The 19245-nt window shown below is 61.2% G+C and carries 19 protein-coding genes; 10 read left to right on the forward strand and 9 right to left on the reverse strand.

Annotated elements, in window-relative coordinates:
* The first annotated feature begins 9 nt into the window (after positions 1-9).
* The 7 genes from AB4Z19_RS19070 to AB4Z19_RS19100 all read left to right on the forward strand — a co-directional run bounded on the left by AB4Z19_RS19070 (position 10) and on the right by AB4Z19_RS19100 (position 8285).
* Complete coding sequence (locus AB4Z19_RS19070; protein ID WP_442025453.1) at positions 10-1236, forward strand: UbiH/UbiF family hydroxylase; 1227 nt, start codon at positions 10-12, stop codon at positions 1234-1236.
* Between the two features lie 21 nt (positions 1237-1257).
* The gene (locus tag AB4Z19_RS19075) at positions 1258-1983 is read left to right on the forward strand and encodes a DsbC family protein (protein ID WP_442025452.1); all 726 of its coding nucleotides are present in this window, start codon (positions 1258-1260) and stop codon (positions 1981-1983) included.
* An 82-nt stretch (positions 1984-2065) separates the two neighbouring features.
* Complete coding sequence (locus AB4Z19_RS19080; protein WP_442025451.1) at positions 2066-2524, forward strand: (2Fe-2S)-binding protein; 459 nt, start codon at positions 2066-2068, stop codon at positions 2522-2524.
* An 11-nt stretch (positions 2525-2535) separates the two neighbouring features.
* Positions 2536-4746, forward strand: coding sequence for a molybdopterin cofactor-binding domain-containing protein (locus AB4Z19_RS19085; protein WP_442025450.1), 2211 nt, complete (start codon positions 2536-2538; stop codon positions 4744-4746).
* Between the two features lie 3 nt (positions 4747-4749).
* Positions 4750-5337, forward strand: coding sequence for a nucleotidyltransferase family protein (locus tag AB4Z19_RS19090; RefSeq protein WP_442025449.1), 588 nt, complete (start codon positions 4750-4752; stop codon positions 5335-5337).
* A complete protein-coding gene (locus AB4Z19_RS19095) occupies positions 5334-7118 on the forward strand; it encodes a M61 family metallopeptidase (RefSeq protein WP_442025448.1) in 1785 nt (594 codons plus the stop codon). Before AB4Z19_RS19090 ends, AB4Z19_RS19095 begins: the two co-directional genes overlap by 4 nt.
* Positions 7119-7127: 9 nt before the next feature.
* Entirely contained in the window at positions 7128-8285 is a 1158-nt protein-coding gene (locus tag AB4Z19_RS19100; protein WP_442035787.1) for a GGDEF domain-containing protein, read from the forward strand.
* 55 nt (positions 8286-8340) lie between these two features.
* Here the strand turns inward: AB4Z19_RS19100 and trpC are convergent, their stop codons facing one another.
* From trpC to rpe, 7 genes are all read right to left on the reverse strand, one after another.
* On the reverse strand, positions 8341-9141 hold the full coding sequence (gene trpC / locus AB4Z19_RS19105) for an indole-3-glycerol phosphate synthase TrpC (RefSeq protein ID WP_442029295.1): 801 nt from the start codon (positions 9139-9141) through the stop codon (positions 8341-8343).
* Between the two features lie 8 nt (positions 9142-9149).
* The gene (locus AB4Z19_RS19110) at positions 9150-9854 is read right to left on the reverse strand and encodes a LysE family translocator (protein ID WP_442029294.1); all 705 of its coding nucleotides are present in this window, start codon (positions 9852-9854) and stop codon (positions 9150-9152) included.
* A 2-nt stretch (positions 9855-9856) separates the two neighbouring features.
* Positions 9857-10888, reverse strand: a complete 1032-nt coding sequence (trpD, locus tag AB4Z19_RS19115; protein WP_442035788.1) for an anthranilate phosphoribosyltransferase — start codon at positions 10886-10888, stop codon at positions 9857-9859.
* Positions 10889-10903: 15 nt separating this feature from the next.
* Positions 10904-11467, reverse strand: coding sequence for an anthranilate synthase component II (locus tag AB4Z19_RS19120; RefSeq protein ID WP_442035789.1), 564 nt, complete (start codon positions 11465-11467; stop codon positions 10904-10906).
* A gap of 2 nt (positions 11468-11469) precedes the next feature.
* Positions 11470-12966, reverse strand: coding sequence for an anthranilate synthase component I (trpE, locus tag AB4Z19_RS19125; protein WP_442035790.1), 1497 nt, complete (start codon positions 12964-12966; stop codon positions 11470-11472).
* A 188-nt stretch (positions 12967-13154) separates the two neighbouring features.
* Entirely contained in the window at positions 13155-13850 is a 696-nt protein-coding gene (locus AB4Z19_RS19130; protein ID WP_442026387.1) for a phosphoglycolate phosphatase, read from the reverse strand.
* A 2-nt stretch (positions 13851-13852) separates the two neighbouring features.
* Positions 13853-14521, reverse strand: coding sequence for a ribulose-phosphate 3-epimerase (gene rpe, locus AB4Z19_RS19135; protein ID WP_442026388.1), 669 nt, complete (start codon positions 14519-14521; stop codon positions 13853-13855).
* Positions 14522-14652: 131 nt separating this feature from the next.
* On the opposite strand from rpe, the gene apaG reads away from it, so the two are divergent.
* Together apaG and mltA are read left to right on the forward strand one after the other, a co-directional pair.
* The gene (gene apaG, locus AB4Z19_RS19140; RefSeq protein ID WP_442026389.1) at positions 14653-15027 is read left to right on the forward strand and encodes a Co2+/Mg2+ efflux protein ApaG; all 375 of its coding nucleotides are present in this window, start codon (positions 14653-14655) and stop codon (positions 15025-15027) included.
* A gap of 106 nt (positions 15028-15133) precedes the next feature.
* Positions 15134-16369 (forward strand): murein transglycosylase A, encoded by a 1236-nt coding sequence (mltA, locus tag AB4Z19_RS19145; protein ID WP_442026390.1) that lies wholly within the window; start codon positions 15134-15136, stop codon positions 16367-16369.
* On the opposite strand, the gene AB4Z19_RS19150 is transcribed toward mltA, so the two are convergent.
* On the reverse strand, positions 16366-16803 hold the full coding sequence (locus tag AB4Z19_RS19150) for a universal stress protein (protein WP_442026391.1): 438 nt from the start codon (positions 16801-16803) through the stop codon (positions 16366-16368). The genes mltA and AB4Z19_RS19150 overlap by 4 nt on opposite strands.
* Positions 16804-16852: 49 nt before the next feature.
* On the reverse strand, positions 16853-18127 hold the full coding sequence (locus AB4Z19_RS19155; protein WP_442026392.1) for an MFS transporter: 1275 nt from the start codon (positions 18125-18127) through the stop codon (positions 16853-16855).
* Between the two features lie 77 nt (positions 18128-18204).
* Here AB4Z19_RS19155 and AB4Z19_RS19160 point away from each other — a divergent pair, with 77 nt between their 5' ends.
* Complete coding sequence (locus AB4Z19_RS19160; RefSeq protein WP_442035791.1) at positions 18205-18981, forward strand: enoyl-CoA hydratase; 777 nt, start codon at positions 18205-18207, stop codon at positions 18979-18981.
* Positions 18982-19245 lie beyond the last annotated feature (264 nt).

Consider the following 19245-nt stretch of genomic DNA (forward strand, 5'->3'; position numbering starts at 1 on the left):
AATGGCCGGATGAACAATCCCTCGCATTCGGCCGCGCATTCCGGGCGGCACCACGTGCAGACGGCTGTCTGCATCGTCGGCAATGGGGCCATTGCCAAAACGGCAGCGCTGGCCTTTGCTCAGTCTGGTCAAAGCGTGACTTTGCTGGGACCGCCCGCCGCGCCAGAGCGGGCAGATCCGGCCAGCTGGGATGTACGTGTGTTCGCGTTGAACCACACTGCCTACAAACTGCTCGACCGTCTGAAAGTCTGGGGCGCAATGGACCAGTCCCGCATCGCTCCAGTCGACGCCATGGCCGTCAACGGCGATGGCAACCACGCCGGGGCGCTGAATTTCGATGCCTACGGCGCCCATACGGGTACGCTGGCCTGGATCGTGGAAGACCGTAACCTGAACCAGGCGCTGGATGCCGCCCTGCGCTTCGCCCAGAACGTCCACATCGTCCACGGCCGTGCCACCGCGCTGAAGGCCGACGATGACGGCGCCACCATCACCCTTGATGACGGCAGCGCGCTGCGCTCCTCGCTGGTGGTCGGCGCCGACGGCGCCAACTCCTGGGTACGCGGCCAGTGCGATATCGGCCTGGATTATCGTCCTTATAATCAGTGCGGCGTGGTCAGCAACTTCGCCTGTGAAAAGCCGCATCACGGCGTGGCCCACCAGTGGTTCACTTGCGATGAAGGCATCATTGCCCTGCTGCCGCTGCCGGGAAATCAGGTTTCCCTGGTGTGGTCGGCGCCGGAATCGCTGTCCGACACCTTGTGCAGCGAAGGCGCAAGCCGCATTGCCGAGCGCCTGGCGCCCTATGCCGCCGAAAAGCTGGGCGCCCTGACGCCGCTGCAGCCGGAGGTAGTGCGCGCTTACCCACTCAAGCTGATGCGCCCCCATTCCATGATCGCCCCGCGCGTAGCCCTGATCGGCGACGCCGCCCACGTGGTCCATCCTTTGGCTGGCCACGGCATGAACCTGGGTTTTGGCGATGTGGAGGAGCTGGTGCAAGCCGTCGCCGCCCGCGAGGAGCACCGCTCCATCGGCGATGAGCGCGTGCTGGCGCGCTATGCCCGCGCCCGTAAGGAAGAAGTGCTGCTTATGCAAGTGGCAACAGATGGCCTGGAACGTCTCTTTGGCGCAAATCTTGAACCTGTGCGCGCAGTTCGCAATTTCGGGCTAAACTTGCTGGACAAATTGCCGGGCGTAAAGCGCCGGCTGATCACACATGCCCTTGGTAAGCAGTAAATAAGCAGTAGCGGAGAATTTATGAAAAAGATCAAGCTCGCCCTCATCGCGGCGTCAGTCATGCTGATGTCCTGCGCAGGCGCGGAAAACACAATCGAAGCGAAGATCCGTAAAGCGGTCGAGCCCAAGCTGGGCGAGTCCGTGAAGATCGACTCGGTGCGTAAGACCCCGTATGCGGGATTGTATGAAATCCGCGTTGGCAACGAGGTGCGCTACACCGACGAAACGGGCAGCTATCTGATCGTGGGCCACGTGTTTGATCTGAAGTCCTCCGAAGATCTGACCCAGGTGCGCATCGATGATCTCAGCAAGATCAAGTTCGATGACCTGCCGCTGGAACTGGCGGTGAAAACCGTCAAAGGCAATGGCAAGCGCGTGATCGCGGTGTTCGAAGATCCGAACTGCGGCTACTGCAAACGCTTCCGCCAGCAGGCGCTGAAGCAGGTGGATAACGTCACCGTGTACACCTTTATGTACAACATCCTGTCGCCGGACTCCATCACCAAGTCGGCCAACATCTGGTGCTCCGCTGACCGCAGCAAGGCCTGGGATGACTGGATGGTCAATGGCAAAATGGCGCCGGCGGCTCCTGCCAATTGCTCCACCCCAAGCGACAAGGTGCTGGCCCTGGGCCACAAGCTGAATATCAATGGCACGCCGTCGATCTTCTTCGCCGACGGCAGCCGCGTGCCGGGCGCAATCGACGCGCGCGCGCTGGAAGCAAAGCTGACCAGTATCAAGCAGTAACAAGCGGACATCATCACGATCCGCAGCAAGGCGGCGCGCCTATGTGTGCCGCCTGTTTTCGCACATAACTAGGGAGTATTCAATGGTCACTCTGAATATCAACGGTCGTGATGTCCAGGTCGATGCAGATCCGTCGACCCCGATCCTGTGGGCACTGCGCGATAACCTCAATATGACGGGCACAAAGTTCGGCTGCGGCGCGGCCCTGTGCGGCGCCTGCACCGTGCACCTGGAAGGGGCGGCGATCCGTTCCTGCATCACCCCCATCTCGGCTGCCGTCGGCCAGAAGATCACCACCATCGAAGCCATGTCCGGCGACAAGGTCGGCAAGGCCGTGCAGGATGCGTGGGTCAAACACGATGTGCCGCAATGCGGCTACTGCCAGAGCGGCCAGGTGATGAGCGCCACGGCCCTGCTGCGCACCAACAAGGCACCAAGCGACACCGACATCGATAACGCCATGTCCGGCAACATCTGCCGCTGCGGCACTTATCAACGTATTCGCGCCGCCATCAAGGACGCGGCCAAGACCCTCGCCTGAAGGAGATCGCCATGCACAAGGAATGGATGCAACCGCAGGCTGCGAACGGCGTGTCGCGCCGCAGCTTCCTGAAGGCCAGTGCCGTTGCAGGCAGTGGCCTGATGCTGGGCTTCATCGTCACTGGCGGCAACCGCTTCGCCCGCGCGGCGGAAGCGCCGGCCAAGCCGGTCTATCAGCCGAACGCTTTCCTGCACATCGCACCGGATAACACGGTGACCGTGCAGGTGAACCGTCTGGAATTTGGGCAAGGCGTGCACACCGCACTGCCGATGCTGATCGCGGAAGATCTGGATGCGGACTGGTCGCAGATGCGCGGCCAGTTGGCGCCTGCCGCCGATGTCTACAAGGACCCGATGTTCGGCATCCAGATGACGGGCGGCTCCGGCAGCGTGGCCCACTCCTGGGAACAATACCGTGAGGTCGGCGCGAAAGCGCGACTGATGCTGGTCGCTGCCGCTGCCGAGCAGTGGAAGGTCAAACCCGAGCAGATCAAGACCTCGAAGGGCATGCTGATTGGCCCCAATGGCCAGAAAGCGACTTACGGTTCGATGGCCGATGCGGCCATGAAGCAGCCGGTGCCCGCCACCGTGAAGCTGAAGGACGCCAAGGACTTCAAGATTATCGGCAAAGGCACGCCGCGCCTGGACGCGCGGGCCAAGTCGAACGGCAGCCAGCAGTTCGGGATGGACTTCAAGCCGGAGGGCGCCAAGGTTGCCGTGATTGCGCACCCGCCGGTGTTCGGCGCCAAGGTTGCGAAGTTCGATGCAGCCAAAGCCAAGGCCATACCCGGCGTGGTGGATGTGCTGGAGGTGCCGACTGACCGTGGCGGCAGCGGCGTGGCGGTGATCGCGAACGGCTACTGGCCGGCCAAGCAGGGTCGCGAAGCGCTGCAGATCGATTGGGACACCAGCGCCGTCGAGAAGGTCAGCAGCGACAAGCAGCTGGCCGAGTACAAAGCGCTGGCTGCCAAGCCGGGCACGCCGGCGAAGAAAGCCGATACATCCGCACTGGCTGGCGCTGCCAAGAAGATCGAAGCCGTCTACGAGTTCCCTTATCTGGCACACACGCCGATGGAGCCGTTGAACTGCGTGATCGATTTGAAGAAGGATGCTTGCACCGTTTGGGCGGGCAGCCAGTTCCAGACGCTCGATGCCGTCGCTGTTGCGCGCACCGCCGGTCTGAAGCCCGAGCAGGTCACGCTGAACACGATGATGGCCGGCGGCGGTTTTGGCCGCCGTGCCGTGCCGACTTCCGATTATCTGGTGGAGGCGGTCAATGTAGCCAAGACCTATCACGCGACCGGCAAGACCGGCCCGGTGAAAGTGATCTGGAGCCGCGAAGACGATATCAAAGGTGGTTACTATCGCCCGGCCTATGTGCACAGCGCGAAGCTGGGTCTGGATGCCAAGGGCAATGTAGTGGGCTGGGATCACGTGATCGTCGGCCAGTCCATCCTGGCCGGGACGCCGTTCGAGCCGATGATGGTCAAAGACGGCATTGACGCCACGACGGTTGAAGGCATGGGAGAACCGTATGCCGTGCCGATGAATCTGAGCGTGCATAGCGTGAAGGCCAACGTGCCGGTGCTGTGGTGGCGTTCCGTGGGCTCGACCCACACGGCCTTCGTGATGGAAACCCTGATCGATGAAGCCGCCCACGTTGCGGGCATGGACCCGGTGGCCTACCGCAAGAAGCTGATCGATCCGAAACACACACGCCATCTGGCTGCGCTGGACCTGGCCGTCGCCAAGTCCGGCTACGGCAAGAAGAAGCTGCCGAAAGGCCAGGCTTGGGGTGTGGCGGTGCACGAATCCTTCAACACGGTGGCGGCTTACATTGTCTCAGCATCCGTGAAGGACAATGTGCCCAAGCTGCATACGGTCACTGCCGCCATCCACTGCAATCAGCCGGTGAATCCGATGACCATCGAAGCCCAGGTGCAGGGGGCCATTCTGATGGCAGTCGGCACCACGCTGCCGGGCGCCGCGATCACGTTGAAGGATGGCGTGGTCGAGCAAACCCAGTTCAGCGATTACACCGTGGCGCGTATGCCGGACATGCCGAAAGTCGATGTCTTCATCGTGCCTTCGACCGAACCGCCAACCGGCATGGGTGAACCGGGTCTGCCGCCTCTGGCCCCGGCCTTCGCCAACGCCGTGTTCAAGGTGACCGGCAAGCGCTTGCGCAAGCTGCCGTTCGACCTGGCCAGCGCCACTGCCTGACGCATGGCTGGCCACGGAGCGCGTCATGGCGTCACCGGCATTCTGCTGGCTGCCGGCCGGGGATCGCGCTTCGATCCCAGCGGCGCACGCAACAAGCTGCTGCAACCGCTGGGCGATAGCACGGTTGTCGCCATCAGCGCCCGTAATCTGATGGCGGCGCTGCCGCGCGTCGTCGCCGTGGTGCGCCCCGGTGATGACGCAACAGCGGCGGCCTTGCGCGGCCTTGGCTGCGAGATTGTCGTCAGCGAACGCGCTGCGGACGGCATGGCCGCCTCGCTGGTCACTGGCATCCACCATGCTCAGGAAGCGCTGGGCTGGGTGATCGCATTGGGCGACATGCCCCACGTGCGTCCCGCTACAATATCCGCGCTGGCTCGCGAAGTGGAGGAGGGAGCCGGCATTGCTGTGCCCATGTACGAAGGGCGGCGCGGCAACCCTGTCGCATTCGGCCGGGAACATTTGCCGCTGCTGCTGGCGCTGGAGGGCGACCAGGGCGCACGCGGTATAGTACGGAATAATGCAAACAATGTAGTGACGGTGGACGATGCCGGCATCCTGCAGGACATTGATATACCGTCCGACCTAAAATGAAAAATAACAAACCAGGCATTAGCTACACCATTGCCGCCAAAGATCTGGCGGCCCACCTGTTCCACGTTACCCTGACCGTGGATGCTCCAGCGCCGGAAGGCCAGATTCTCTCGCTGCCAGCCTGGATTCCAGGCAGTTACATGATCCGCGAATTTTCGCGCAATATCGTTCAGATCAGCGCCAATGTGCCGCTGACGAAACTCGACAAGCACTCCTGGCAGGCCGCGCCCGGCAAAGGCAAACTGGTTGTCGAATATGACATCTATGCCTGGGACTTGTCGGTACGCGCCGCCCACCTCGATCAGACCCATGGTTTCTTCAACGGCACCAGCGTGTTCCTGCGCGTGCTTGGCCAGGAGGACGGTCAGCATGTGGTCGACATCCAGCGTCCCGCCGACGAAGCCGCGCGCGGCTGGCGTGTAGCGACTGCGCTGCCGGAGCTGAAGGCCAGGCGCTACGGCTTCGGCACATACGTCGCCAAAGATTATGATGAGCTGATCGACAGCCCGGTCGAAATGGGCGACTTTGCACTGGCGACCTTCAAAGCCCATGGCGTATCGCACGATATCGTGATCACGGGCCACGTGCCGAACCTGGATATGCCGCGCCTGTGCGGCGACCTGAAACAGATCTGCGAAGCGCAGATTGCCTTCTTCGAGCCGCGCACCAAGAAAGCGCCGATGGACCGCTACGTATTCATGACCATGGCGGTCGGTGACGGCTACGGCGGCCTGGAACACCGTGCTTCGACTGCGCTGATCTGCTCGCGCGCTGATCTGCCATCGACTTCGACCAAAGACAAGGAACGCAGCGAAGGCTATGTCAAATTCCTGGGCCTGTGCAGCCACGAATACTTCCATACCTGGAACGTGAAGCGCATCAAGCCTGCCGTGTTCGCGCCGTATAACCTGCAGGTCGAGAACTACACGCCGCTGCTGTGGCTCTTCGAAGGCTTCACCAGCTATTACGACGATCTGTTCCTGGTCCGTGCCGGAATGATCGACGAGAAAGACTATTTCAAGTTGTTGGGCAAAGCCGTCGGCGGCGTGCTGCGCGGCGCGGGCCGTACCAAGCAAAGCGTGGCCGATTCCAGCTTCGACGCCTGGGGCAAGTATTACCGCCAGGACGAGAACGCGGCCAACTCCATCGTCAGCTATTACGCCAAAGGCTCGCTGATCGGCCTCGCGCTCGATCTGACCATCCGCACCAGGACCGAAGGCAAGCGCTCGCTGGACGACATCATGCGTACCCTGTGGCAGCGCTATGGCCGCGACTTCTACAACGGCAAGCCGCGCGGCGTGACGCCGGCGGAAGTGGAAGCGCTGTTCGATGAAATCAGCGGCATGAAGCTGAAGTCCTTCTTCGACAAGTACATCAAGGGCACGGAAGATGTGCCGCTGAATAAGCTGCTGCCATCGTTCGGCGTGGACTACAAGGATGAACGCAAATCGTCCAAGCCAAGCCTGGATGCCAATATTGGCCGCGACGGCTCGGACGCCAAGCTCTCTGTGGTGCACGAGGGTGGCGCAGCGCAGCGTGCCGGCATGTCGGCTGGCGATATCCTGATCGCCATCGACGGCTTGCGCGTGACCGGCAATCCTTCGAATGTCGACGCACTGCTGTCGCGCTACAAAGTCGGTGAAACCGTGCAGGTGCTTGCTTTCCGCCGCGATGAGTTGATGGCCTTCGAACTCAAGCTGCAGGGCGAGCGCATCCCCGCCATCACACTCACACCCCAGCCGCGCCAGAAGGGCGAACTGCGTCGACCCAGCTCCGTCTGAGTCCGCGCTGTGTACGCGCTCGACGTAAAGACCATCCTGTTCATGACCGCGCTGATGTGCGCGGCCATGGCGGTGGTCATGTACGCCATGCACCGCAGCTTCCGCCGCGAAGTGCAGGGCCTTGGCCATTGGGCAGCCGGACTGACGCTGATGGTCGGCTCCGGCGTGGCCTTTGGCCTGTTGGCGATCCTGCCCTCCTGGCTGGTGCTGCCGCTGGCAAACCTGATGCTGGTCGGCGGCATTGGCCTGAGCATGATCGGTACGCGTGCTTTCTACGGCAGGCCGCCTGCATGGAAGCTGTATCATGCGATCTGGTTCGCGGACTTGCTGGCAATGTGCTGGTGGATGTTCGTGCAGCCCAGTTTTGCCATGCGCGTTGCGGCGTTTTCCTTCCTGGTTAGCGTGTTCTATCTCGATCAGCTGAGTCTTGTCTTGCGTCGCGGTGAGCGCAGCCACTTCGCCAGCTGGTTCTTTGGCGTGCTGCTGGCGATTCAGACCATCGTCGTGCTGACGCGTGGCATTGCGGCTCTGTTTAATGGCGCAGCAACCGTCAACCTTTTGCGCGGCAGCGGCCTCGCGACGGTCTATCTGGCGGTGTCAAACTTCATGGCGCTGCTGCTGACGGTGGGTTTCCTGGTGCTGGCCACGCGCCGCTTGCAGAAGGTGCTGGAAAAACGCTCAACCCATGATCCATTGACCGAGGTACTGAACCGCCGCGGCTTCGGCGAAGCGTACTCGCGCGCCCGTGCGCGCCAGCGTCGCGGCGCCGGCGCACTGGCGCTGATGGCGATCGACCTGGATCATTTCAAGGCAGTGAACGATCAGCATGGCCACGCCGAGGGCGACCGCGTGCTGGTCAAGGTGGCGAATGTCATCAAGCGCACGCTGCGCGAAAGCGACAGCGTGGCGCGATTCGGCGGCGAAGAATTTGTGGTCCTGCTGCCCGACACCACGCTTGCGCGCGCCGAGCAAGCCGCCGTGCGCATCCAGGCACTGCTGGCTGAAGCGGCCCAGCCCTGCTGCACGGTCAGTATCGGTCTCGCCAGCCAGGCACCTGGCGATGAGCCATTGGACAGAGTCCTGGCCCGTGCCGATGCAGCCCTGTACCGGGCAAAAGAAAATGGCCGCGACCGCGTAGAAGTCGCGGACGCGGCCATCGCGGCCTGAATCTTCTCATGGGCGGCGCCGCCGTAGGGCGGATCATCCGATCCGCCGCGCATGCTCAGCCGAACAGCTTCCGCAATTCCGCGCCCGGATCATCCGCGCGCATGAACGCCTCGCCCACCAGGAAGGCATTCACCTCATTCTGGCGCATACGCTCCACATCAGCCGGACCCATAATGCCCGACTCCGTGATGACCATGCGCTCTTTCGGAATGCGCGGCAGCAGATTAATGGTCGTATCCAGCGAAGTCTCAAACGTGCGCAGGTTACGGTTATTAATGCCGATCAAACGGCTCTTCAACTTCAGCGCAGCTGTGAGCTCATCGCCGTCGTGCGACTCAATCAGCACATCCATGCCCAGTTCGTGCGCGCAGGCTTCCATCTCCGCCATCAGGCCGTGGTCTAGCGCAGCAACGATCAGCAAAATGCAGTCCGCGCCCATATGGCGAGCTTCATAGATCTGGTACATATCGACCATGAAGTCCTTGCGCAGTACGGGCAAATCGCACGCCGCGCGTGCCTGCTTCAGATATTCGGTATCGCCCTGGAAGAATTGCTGATCGGTCAGCACGGAAAGGCAGGCCGCGCCGCCTAGCGCGTAGCTTGCCGCGATGTCCGCAGGACGGAAGTCTGCGCGCAGCACGCCCTTGGACGGCGACGCTTTCTTCACTTCCGCAATCACGCCAGACTTGCCGGCCTCGATATGGCTGCGCAGCTTGGCTTCAAAGCCGCGCAAGCCGGCGCGCAATGCCTTGTCGCCTTCAACGTCAGCGCGCAGGCTTTCCAGGCTGCGGTACTTTCTGGCCGCAGCCACTTCATCGGCCTTCACGGCCAGGATCTTGTTCAGGATGTCAGGCATGATGCTTCTCAGTTTTGTTCGGACAGCGCGAGGCGCACGCCCAGTGCCAGGAACAGGCCGCCCGTCACGCGGTTCAGCCACAGCGACACCAGCGGCTTCAGTTTCAGCTTTGCGCTGGCGAAGGCGGTAAAGATCGCCAGGCCGTTACACCACAACATGCCGTTGAAGTTGAAGATGCAGCCCAGGATGACGAAAGCCAGCGCCTTGTTCGGCGAATCCGCCGAAATGAATTGCGGCACAAAGGCCAGGAAGAACAGCGCCACCTTTGGATTCAGGACATTGGTCAGGAAGCCTTGCGCGAAAATGCGGCGATAGGGCAGGCGAGCACTCGCGGCATTGGTCACAAGGTCCGACCCGCCCGCGCGCTCGTCAGCAGCGCCGGCCGCAGAATTTGCATCGGGCTGCGCCACATCGCTATCGTTGCGCAGCTTCGCGCGCAGCATGCCGACGCCGCACCACACGATATAGGCCGCGCCCACCCACTTCACCGCTGTGAACGCAGTCGCCGACGTCGCCAGCAGCGCGGACAAGCCCAGCGCCGCCGCGCAAACGTGCACCATGGTCCCGGCGCCGATCCCTAAAGCCGCCGAGCAGCCCGCGCGCCAGCCGTGCGTAGCGCTGCGCGACATGATGAGCAGCGAATCCGGCCCCGGCATGATATTCAACAGAATGCCGGACACCACAAACAAAGCCAGGTCGTGGATGCCGAACATGATCAGCCTCCCAGCGCTTGCGTGACTTTGACGAACTGCTCCAGCTTCGCCAGTGCCGCTCCGGTCGAAATGGCCAGACGCGCCTTGGCCAAGCCTTCCTCGATCGACGAAGCCACACCGCAGGCATACAGCGCCGTGCCGGCATTCAGCGCCACGATATCGGTCGCCGGACCCGGCTCGCCGCGCAGCGCTTCCATCACGCGCGCCTTGGATTCCACCGCATTGGCCACCTTCAGGTTTCGGCTCGCAATCATCTGCATGCCGAAATCTTCCGGATGAATCTCGTACTCGCGGATCTCGCCGTTGACCAGCTCACCGATCATGGTGCCCGCACCCAGCGACACCTCGTCCATATTGTCGCGGCCCCACACCACCAGCGCATGCTGCGCGCCCAGGCGCTGCAGCACACGAACCTGGATGCCCACGAGGTCAGGGTGGAACACGCCCATCAGGATATTCGGCGCACCTGCCGGATTGGTCAGCGGACCCAGAATATTGAAGATCGAGCGCACGCCCAGCTCACGGCGCACCGGGGCCACATGCTTCATCGCCGCATGATGGTTCGGCGCGAACATGAAGCCGATGCCTGTCTGCGCGATCGACTGCGCGATCTGCTCCGGCGTCAGGTTGATATTGGCGCCTAGCGACTCGATCAGGTCCGCGCTGCCCGACGAAGAAGAAACTGAACGTCCGCCATGCTTGGCCACGCGCCCACCGGCGGCAGCAACCACAAACATCGAAGCGGAAGAGATATTGAATGTATGTGCGCCGTCGCCGCCCGTGCCGACGATATCGACCAGGTTGCGTGTGTCGGCCATCGGCACCTTGGTCGAAAACTCGCGCATCACCTGCGCGGCTGCCGTGATCTCGCCGATGGTTTCCTTCTTCACGCGCAGGCCCATGGTCAGCGCCGCCACCATGACGGGCGACATCTCGCCGGACATGATCTGGCGGAACAGATGCAGCATCTCGTCGTGGAAAATCTCGCGATGCTCGATGCAGCGCACCAGAGCTTCTTGATGGGTAATGGTCATGATGCGTCCTTCTCTTTAGCGTTCGAGGAAATTCTTCAGCAAGGCGTGGCCGTGTTCGGACAGGATGGACTCAGGGTGGAACTGCACGCCCTCGATGTCGTACTCCTTGTGCCGCACGCCCATGATTTCGCCGTCGTCGGTCCATGCTGTCACTTCCAGGCAGGAAGGCAGAGAGGATCGCTCGATTGCCAAAGAGTGGTAGCGAATGACGGTGAACGGGCTGGGTAAGCCCTTGAACACGCCAACGCCGGTATGCGCTATGAGAGAAGTTTTGCCATGCATGACCTGCTTGGCGCGGATGATATTGCCGCCAAAGGCTTCGCCAATGGCTTGATGGCCCAGGCAAACGCCCAGGATAGGTTTCTTGCCCGCGAAGTGCTTCAGCACCTCGACGGAAATGCCTGCCTGCGCCGGCGCTTTCGGGCCGGGCGAAATGCAGATGCGATCGGGGTTCATCGCCTCGATGTCGGCGATGGTGATTTCGTCGTTGCGGAAAGTGCGAACGTCTTCGCCGAGTTCACCGAAATACTGCACGATGTTGTAGGTGAAGGAGTCGTAATTGTCGATCATCAGCAGCATTTTCAGAACTCCCCATCCAGGCCATCTTGCACTTGCTCGGCAGCGCGCAACACGGCGCGCGCCTTATTTTCAGTTTCCTGCCATTCCATTTCAGGTATCGAATCGGCGACGATGCCGGCGGCGGCCTGTACGTACAGCATGCCGTCCTTGATCACGCCGGTGCGGATCGCGATCGCCACGTCCATCTCGCCACCGAAAGAGAGGTAGCCGCATGCGCCACCATAGATGCCGCGCTTGCTGATTTCCAGCTCGTCGATGATTTCCATCGCGCGTACTTTTGGCGCACCGGTCAGCGTACCAGCAGGGAAGGTGGCGCGCAGCACGTCCAGATTGGACATGTTCGGCTTCAGCTTGCCCTCCACGTTCGAGACGATGTGCTGCACATGCGAGTATTTTTCGATGACCATCTTGTCGGTCACCTTCACGCTGCCGATTTCGGAGATGCGGCCCAGGTCATTGCGCGCCAGGTCGATCAGCATCACGTGTTCAGCAATCTCTTTCGGATCGTTCAGCAGTTCTTCCGCCAGCTGTGCATCGCGCTCCGGCGTCGAACCGCGTGGGCGGGTACCGGCGATCGGGCGCAGCGTGACTTTCTTCTCGCCGTCCGCCAGCGTCTCATTGCGCACCAGGATTTCAGGTGATGCGCCAACGATCTGCATATCGCCGAAATTGTAGAAGTACATATACGGCGAAGGATTCAGCGAACGCAGCGCGCGGTACAGGCTCAGAGGTGCGTCCACATAAGGCTTGCGGATACGTTGGCCGATCTGCACCTGCATCAGGTCACCGGCCATCACGTATTCGTGGGCCTTCTCGACCGCGGCCAGGTAGTCTTCCTTCTTGAAATCGCGGACGATCTCGGTGCGCACCGAAGGCGAAGTCACCGGCGCATCGACACCGCGGCGCAGCAGGGCGCGCAGGTCTTTCAGGCGCTGGCGCGCTTTGCTGAAGGCTTCCGGCTGCGACGGATCGGCATATACGATCAGATACAGCTTGCCGGAGATATTGTCGATGACGGCCAGTTCTTCGGTCACCATCAGCTGGATATCCGGCAGACCCAGGTCATCCTTCGGCTGCGAATTGGCCAGCTTCTTTTCAATATGGCGCACGGTGTCGTAGCCGAAGTAGCCGGCCAGGCCGCCGCAGAAACGCGGCATGCCGGGACGCACGGCGACTTTGAAGCGGGCCTGGTATTGCTCGATGAATTCGAGCGGATTGCCCTCGTGCGTTTCGATCACCTGGCCATTTTTTACGATTTCGGTCAGGCTGCCCGTGGTACGCAGAAGCGTATTGGCGGGCAGACCGATAAAGGAGTAGCGGCCGAAGCGCTCGCCGCCCACGACCGACTCCAGCAGGAAGGTGTTCTTGCCGTAGTTCTGGGTCTGCGCCAGTTTCAGGTAAAGCGTGAGGGGAGTTTCGAGGTCGGCGAAAGCTTCCGCGATCAATGGAATGCGGTTGAAGCCCTCGGTGGCCAGGGATTTGAATTCGAGTTCGGTCATGTTCCTCTCCATTCCGCCAGCTTGGATGTAGTGGTGGCGGTTCGGTTGCAAAAAACCTGTCGGAGCAAATGACGAACGTGCGCCGACAGCAATCAGGACTAAGTCAGGATTGCCAGCGTCGCCACAGCCAGGCCTCAATCGAGCCCCGGTGGGTTACATTGTGTCGTTTGCGGAGAAACATTTTAGGTTCAGATAGCGCGGTTTTGCGTACTAATCAGGTCTGCTGCGTGCAGTAACGTGTCAACTATACCATCGGAATCCGTTTCGTGTATAGATACTCCGTGGTTATAACCATATGGCACCGTCAACACCGGACAGCCCGCTGCACGCGCCGCTTGCGCGTCGTTGGAGGAGTCGCCGATCGCTACGACTTGTGCCGGTTCGAAGCCAAAGTACTCGCAGGCGGCCAGCAGCGGCATGGGATGCGGCTTCTTTTTTTCGAAGGAGTCGCCGCCGTAAAGAACTTCGAAATAGCCGTCCAGTCCTTTGAGCTTCAGCAGTGGCAGCGCGAAGGCGAGCGGCTTGTTGGTGACGCAGGCCAGACGCAGTCCGTTGTTCTTCATGGCCTGCAAGCCCGCTTCCACTTCATCATAGACTTCGCTGTGCTGGCCGTTGATGGCGATGTAGTGACGCTGGTAGGACTCGAAGGCCTGCGCGAAGCGTTCTTCAACACATGTCTCGTCGAAGTCGAGTGCCAACACGCGGCGGATCAGGTTCTCGGAACCTTTTCCCACCATGAGTTCAATCTGCGCCACGGTGACCGGACTGAGTTCCAGTTCCGCGCGCATGCGGTTGATCGCAACCTCGAAATCGCCCATGGTATCGAGCATAGTGCCGTCGAGGTCAATAATGGCGGCCTTCACGCCGCGAAGGACCGCCGTCATGCTTAGCCTACTTGTGCCAGCTGGGCGCGCATTGCGTCGATCACGGCCTTGTAGTCAGGCTGGCCGAAGATCGCGGAACCGGCCACAAAGGTGTCGGCGCCGGCTTCTGCCGCAGCCTTGATGTTGTCGATCTTGATGCCGCCATCCACTTCCAGCATGATGTCGCGGCCCGATTCATCGATGCGGCGGCGTGCTTCGGCGATCTTCTTCAGTGCCTGCGGGATGAAGGACTGGCCGCCGAAACCTGGGTTCACGGACATGATCAGGATCATGTCAATCTTGTCCATCACGTGATCCAGGTAGCTCAGCGGAGTAGCCGGGTTGAACACCAGGCCGGCCTTGCAGCCGTTATCGCGGATCAGTTGCAGCGAACGGTCGATGTGATCGGAGGCTTCCGGATGGAAGGTGATGATGTTCGCGCCAGCTTTGGCGAAGTCCGGAATGATGCGGTCCACCGGCTTGACCATCAGGTGCACATCGATCGGCACTTGCACGTGCGGGCGGATGGCCTGGCACACCAGCGGGCCGATAGTCAGGTTCGGCACGTAGTGATTGTCCATCACGTCGAAGTGGATGATATCGGCGCCGGAAGCGACGACGTTGCGCACTTCTTCACCCAGGCGGGCGAAATCGGCGGACAGGATGCTGGGAGCGATGCGGAAAGTAGTCATGGTTGGGCGTGCATAAAAAAGATGCGCTATTTTACGCTGTGGTGCGTCGGTTTGCGGAGCGCTTGGACTAGAATGATCAAATCATTATGCTTACATTCAATGAATGTTTGCCGATTTACTAAGGAATACGCATGGCCCAATATGAATTCACTGTCGGGGTAAGAACCCAGTATCTGCCGGAACAATCCGACCCTGACCGCACCAACTTCGTCTTCACGTACTCCATCACGATCAAGAATACCGGCACCGTCCCGGCCCAGCTGATTTCCCGCCACTGGGTTATCACCGATGCCAACAATCATATGGAAGAGGTGAGGGGGCTTGGCGTGGTTGGCCATCAGCCGCTGCTGCAGCCCGGCGAACAGTTTGAGTACACCAGCGGCACGCAATTGCGCACGCCGCAGGGTTCAATGTACGGTGAGTATTTCTGCGTGGCCGAGGATGGCCATCAGTTTGAAGCGAAGATTCCGGAGTTCGTGCTGTCGCTGCCGCGCACTCTGCATTAATCCTTTTTCTTCTTTTTCTTCGAAGGCATCGTCCACCAGACGATGAAGACCAGCAGGAACAGCGCCACGAACGCTTCTAGCAGCAGATACACCATAATCAATCCCTATGTTAATTGCACGCCGTAGTTTAACCGTTTCGGCCGGCCCCGTCGCGGCCGCCGTTGCCGCTTTGATCCTGAGCGCCTGTACCACGCAGCCGGTCCAGCAGCAGCCCGTCCCGCAACCCGTCACACCGCAGCCGCCGGTGCAGCCTGCCCAACCGGCGGCGCCAGCGCCGGTGACCCCTCCTGCACCGCCAGCCAAAGCTTCCTTCGTTCCGGCCGCATGGAGCGACCTGCCAGGCTGGGACCGCGACGATCTGCGCGCCGCATGGCCCGCCTTCATGCAGTCCTGTTCGCGCCTTGGCGCCCAGGCTGACTGGAAGGAGCTCTGCACCATCGCGAAGAACGTGGATGCGAGCAGCGAAGACGCGATCCGCCTGTTCTTCGAATCCTTCCTGCAGCCGCAAAAAGTCGTGGCGCCGGATGGCGCGGACAGCGGCCTGATTACTGGCTACTACGAACCCCTGCTGCGCGGCTCGCGCAAAAAAGGCGGGGTCTACACGGCTCCTCTATATAAGGTGCCGGACGATCTGGTGATCGTGGATCTGGGCTCCGTCTACCCTGAGTTGCAGGGCAAGCGTGTACGCGGCAAACTGAAAGGCAAGCGCGTAACGCCGTATCCGGCGCGCGAAGAAATCGCGAAGAACGGCCTGGCCGGCAACGAGCTGCTGTGGGTGGACGATCCGGTGGAAGCCTTCTTCCTGGAAGTGCAGGGCTCCGGCCGCGTGCAACTGGGCGACAATGAAACCGTGCGCGTGGCATATGCAGACCAGAACGGCCGCGGTTACGAGTCCATTGGCAAATGGCTGGTGCAGCAGGGCGAGCTGACGCTGGAGCAGGCCACCGCGCAAGGCATCAAGACCTGGATTGCGGGCCATCCAACGCGGATGCAGGAATTGTTCAACGTGAATCCGAGCTACGTCTTCTTCAGGGAAGAAAAGCTACCGGACCCGAAACTCGGCCCGAAAGGCACGCTGAACGTTCCGCTCACGCCGCAGCGCTCCGTGGCGATTGACCGCAGCCAGATTCCTTTGGGCGTGCCGGTCTATCTGAATACCACGCAGGCCGGCAGCGACATTCCCTTCCAGCGCCTAATGATGGCGCAGGACACGGGCGGCGCCATCAAAGGGCCGATTCGCATGGATGTCTTCTTCGGCTTCGGCGCTGAAGCGGCCGACAACGCCGGCCGCATGAAACAGCGCGGCAATATCTGGGTGCTGCTGCCGAAGTTGGTACACTAGCGCAGAACCAGCACGGGCAGAGTCGTGTGGGCGAGCACCTTCTGGGTTTCGCTGCCGAGGAACAGTTTGTTCAGGCCCTTGCGCCCGTGCGATGCCATCAGAATGATGTCGCAGCCATGCTGTTCGGCGGCCTTCACGATTTCTTCGTAAGGCGTGGCGGACTGCGTCATCACCCCCTCAAATGGCACGCCGGCTGCGCGTGCCGCTGTCGCAACCCGATCCAGGCAGTTGCGCGCATATTCGTCGGCGTGACGATCAAAGATTGCCGCATCCGGCACCACGACCGCTTCGCTCATCGGCACCAGAGGGAAGGGCTGGATGACCGACACCGCGACAAGCTTCGCCCCGTTCAGCTGCGCGAAGCGCACAGCAGTTTCAGTAGCCCGTTCAGATAGTTGCGAACCATCGGTGGGCAGCAAGATGGACTTGAACATGGCAACTCCACTGGGCAGGTGAGAATAAGCCCAGTGTAGAACTGGAGCGCTAGGCAGGGCGCACGCTTCGAATCTGCCGAGTGGATATCATCGCCGCTGTCAGCAGCACACCGCCGGCGCCCATGCAGGCCAGCGCTGCGCGTGTCGAAAGATGCTCGGCCAGGTAGCCGGCACTCAGCGCGCCAATTGGCGCAATGGAGACGGTCAGGAAGCGCATCGTGGAAACCATGCGGCCCAGGTACTCGTCCGGCGTGACTCTCTGCCGCATGCCGAGGTAGGGCAGCAGGAACAGCATCACGCCGCAGTCAAAGATAAACGTGACGCAGCAGGCGGCCGCCGCGCTGCCATACGGACTTCCGAACAGCACGGGCGGCACGCAGGGCAACAGCACCAGTCCAGTGGCGGTCGTGCCCAGGCCGATCAGCATTGTCTTGCCTGGACCGAAGCGCCGGTTCAAAGGCTTGACGATCAGGGAACTCAGAAGCACGCCGCAGCCGCCCAGAATCTGCATCGCACCCAGCATGCCCGCGGACATGCCCAGTTCGCGCGTCGCATAGAGAATCTGTAGCGCCGCGTAACCATAAAAGAGCAAATGCCAGCAGCCGACGCCGGCGGCCAGTGTGCGCAATAAAGGCTGGCGCCAGATGAATAGCAAACCTTCCTGCATATCGTGAAATGGATGCTGTCCGCTCGGTACCGGCGCCGGCTCCCTGGAATCCACCTTGCGCAGCGCCAGAACGGCAGCAAATAGGCCGACTGCATCCACCAGCAGCGCAAACGGTGCGGTGAGCCATTGCACCAGCAAGCCGCCAAGGCCGGGACCAACCAGGCGGGCGATGGAATCGGTCGTCGTCAGCCGTGCCTGTGCTTCGATGATGCGTTCGCGGCCGACCAGAAAGGTGATGAAGATTTGCTCGGCGCTGCCACCGACCAGCGCGCACGCCCCCTGGACCATGGCGTTCGCATACATCCACGGCATCGACAGCCATCCCATCCACCATGCGAAAGGAATGCTGGCCAGCGACAGGCCCTGGATGGTTTTGCTGGCGATAAGAATGGGTAGTTTGCGTCGCCGGTCCAGGAATACGCCGGCGGGCAGGGCCAGTACCGCGAAGGGAATGGCCTGGCAGGCGGTGAGCAAGCCCATTTGTGCCGGCGTCGCGTGCAGCAGCATGATGGAGCAGAGTGGCATCGCCAGCGTACCGATATAAGTACCGAAGCCGGTCATGATGCTGCTTAACCAGTAGCGGCGGAATCCCGCTTGTGCCAGCAGCGTGTCGCGGGCGATTCTTTCGGCGATGGTCTGGCGCAGGGAGGTAAGCATTGGCGCAAATCATAACAGCGCCGGTCGCTGAACAGCTACAATCGGCGGATAACTTTTCACTCCTGGAGGAGCTAACAATGCAATATGAAGACCTGATCGTCGAAGTCCACGATAAAGTGGCCCTGATCCGCCTGAATCGTCCGAAAGCCCTGAACGCGCTGAACGACCGCATGATGAATGAACTGGGCGACTGCTTCGCGAGGTTCGATGCCGACCCTGCTATTCACGTGATGATCCTGACAGGCAGTGAGAAAGCCTTCGCCGCGGGCGCCGATATCGCCGCCATGGCTGACTATACCTACCAGGATACCTATCGCGACAATTACATCGGCCGTAATTGGGAGCACATTCTGAAAGTGCGCAAGCCAGTGATCGGCGCCGTGTCGGGCTTCGCGCTGGGCGGCGGCTGCGAGCTGGCCATGATGTGCGACTTCCTGGTCGCGGCGGACAGCGCCAGGTTCGGCCAGCCGGAAATCAAGGTTGGTGTCACGCCGGGCGCCGGCGGTACACAGCGTCTGCCGCGCGCGATCGGCAAGTCCAAAGCGATGGACCTGCTGCTGACCACCCGCATGATCGATGCTGCTGAAGCTGAGCGCACCGGGCTGGTGTCGCGCGTGGTCCCGGCCGACAAACTGATTGAAGAAGTGCTGGCTATCGCAAAGCAGATCGCCGCGATGCCGGTTTCCGTTGCCATGCAAATCAAGGATTGCGTGAACCGCGCCTTCGAATCGCCGCTGACCGAGGGCGTGTCTTATGAGCGCCGCCTGTTCCACGCAGGCTTCGGCACCCCGGCCCAACGCGAAGGCATGCACGCCTTCCTGGAAAAGCGCACGCCGAATTTCGAAGGCCTGTAAAACCCAACGGCGTAACCCTAGTGGCAGCCACATCGTGGCTGCCACTTGTTTTTTGCCTTGGGTTCTAAAAGCCCTTGCGGCGCCTTGGAAGCTTTGCTATAGTTCTGTCCCTCGCAGCGCAACGCAGCAAACAGCGCGAAACGATGTGAGAAGTTTGAAGCGCAAGACGCTGAAAACGAAGGGGTTGACGAGTTGCACGCTGTACCGCATAATCTCGCTTCTCTGCTGCTGACAAACACAACGATTTGTCGCTAAACGCAGCGA

Source organism: Pseudoduganella sp. RAF19 (assembly GCF_052114165.1).
Taxonomy (GTDB): domain Bacteria; phylum Pseudomonadota; class Gammaproteobacteria; order Burkholderiales; family Burkholderiaceae_D; genus Rugamonas.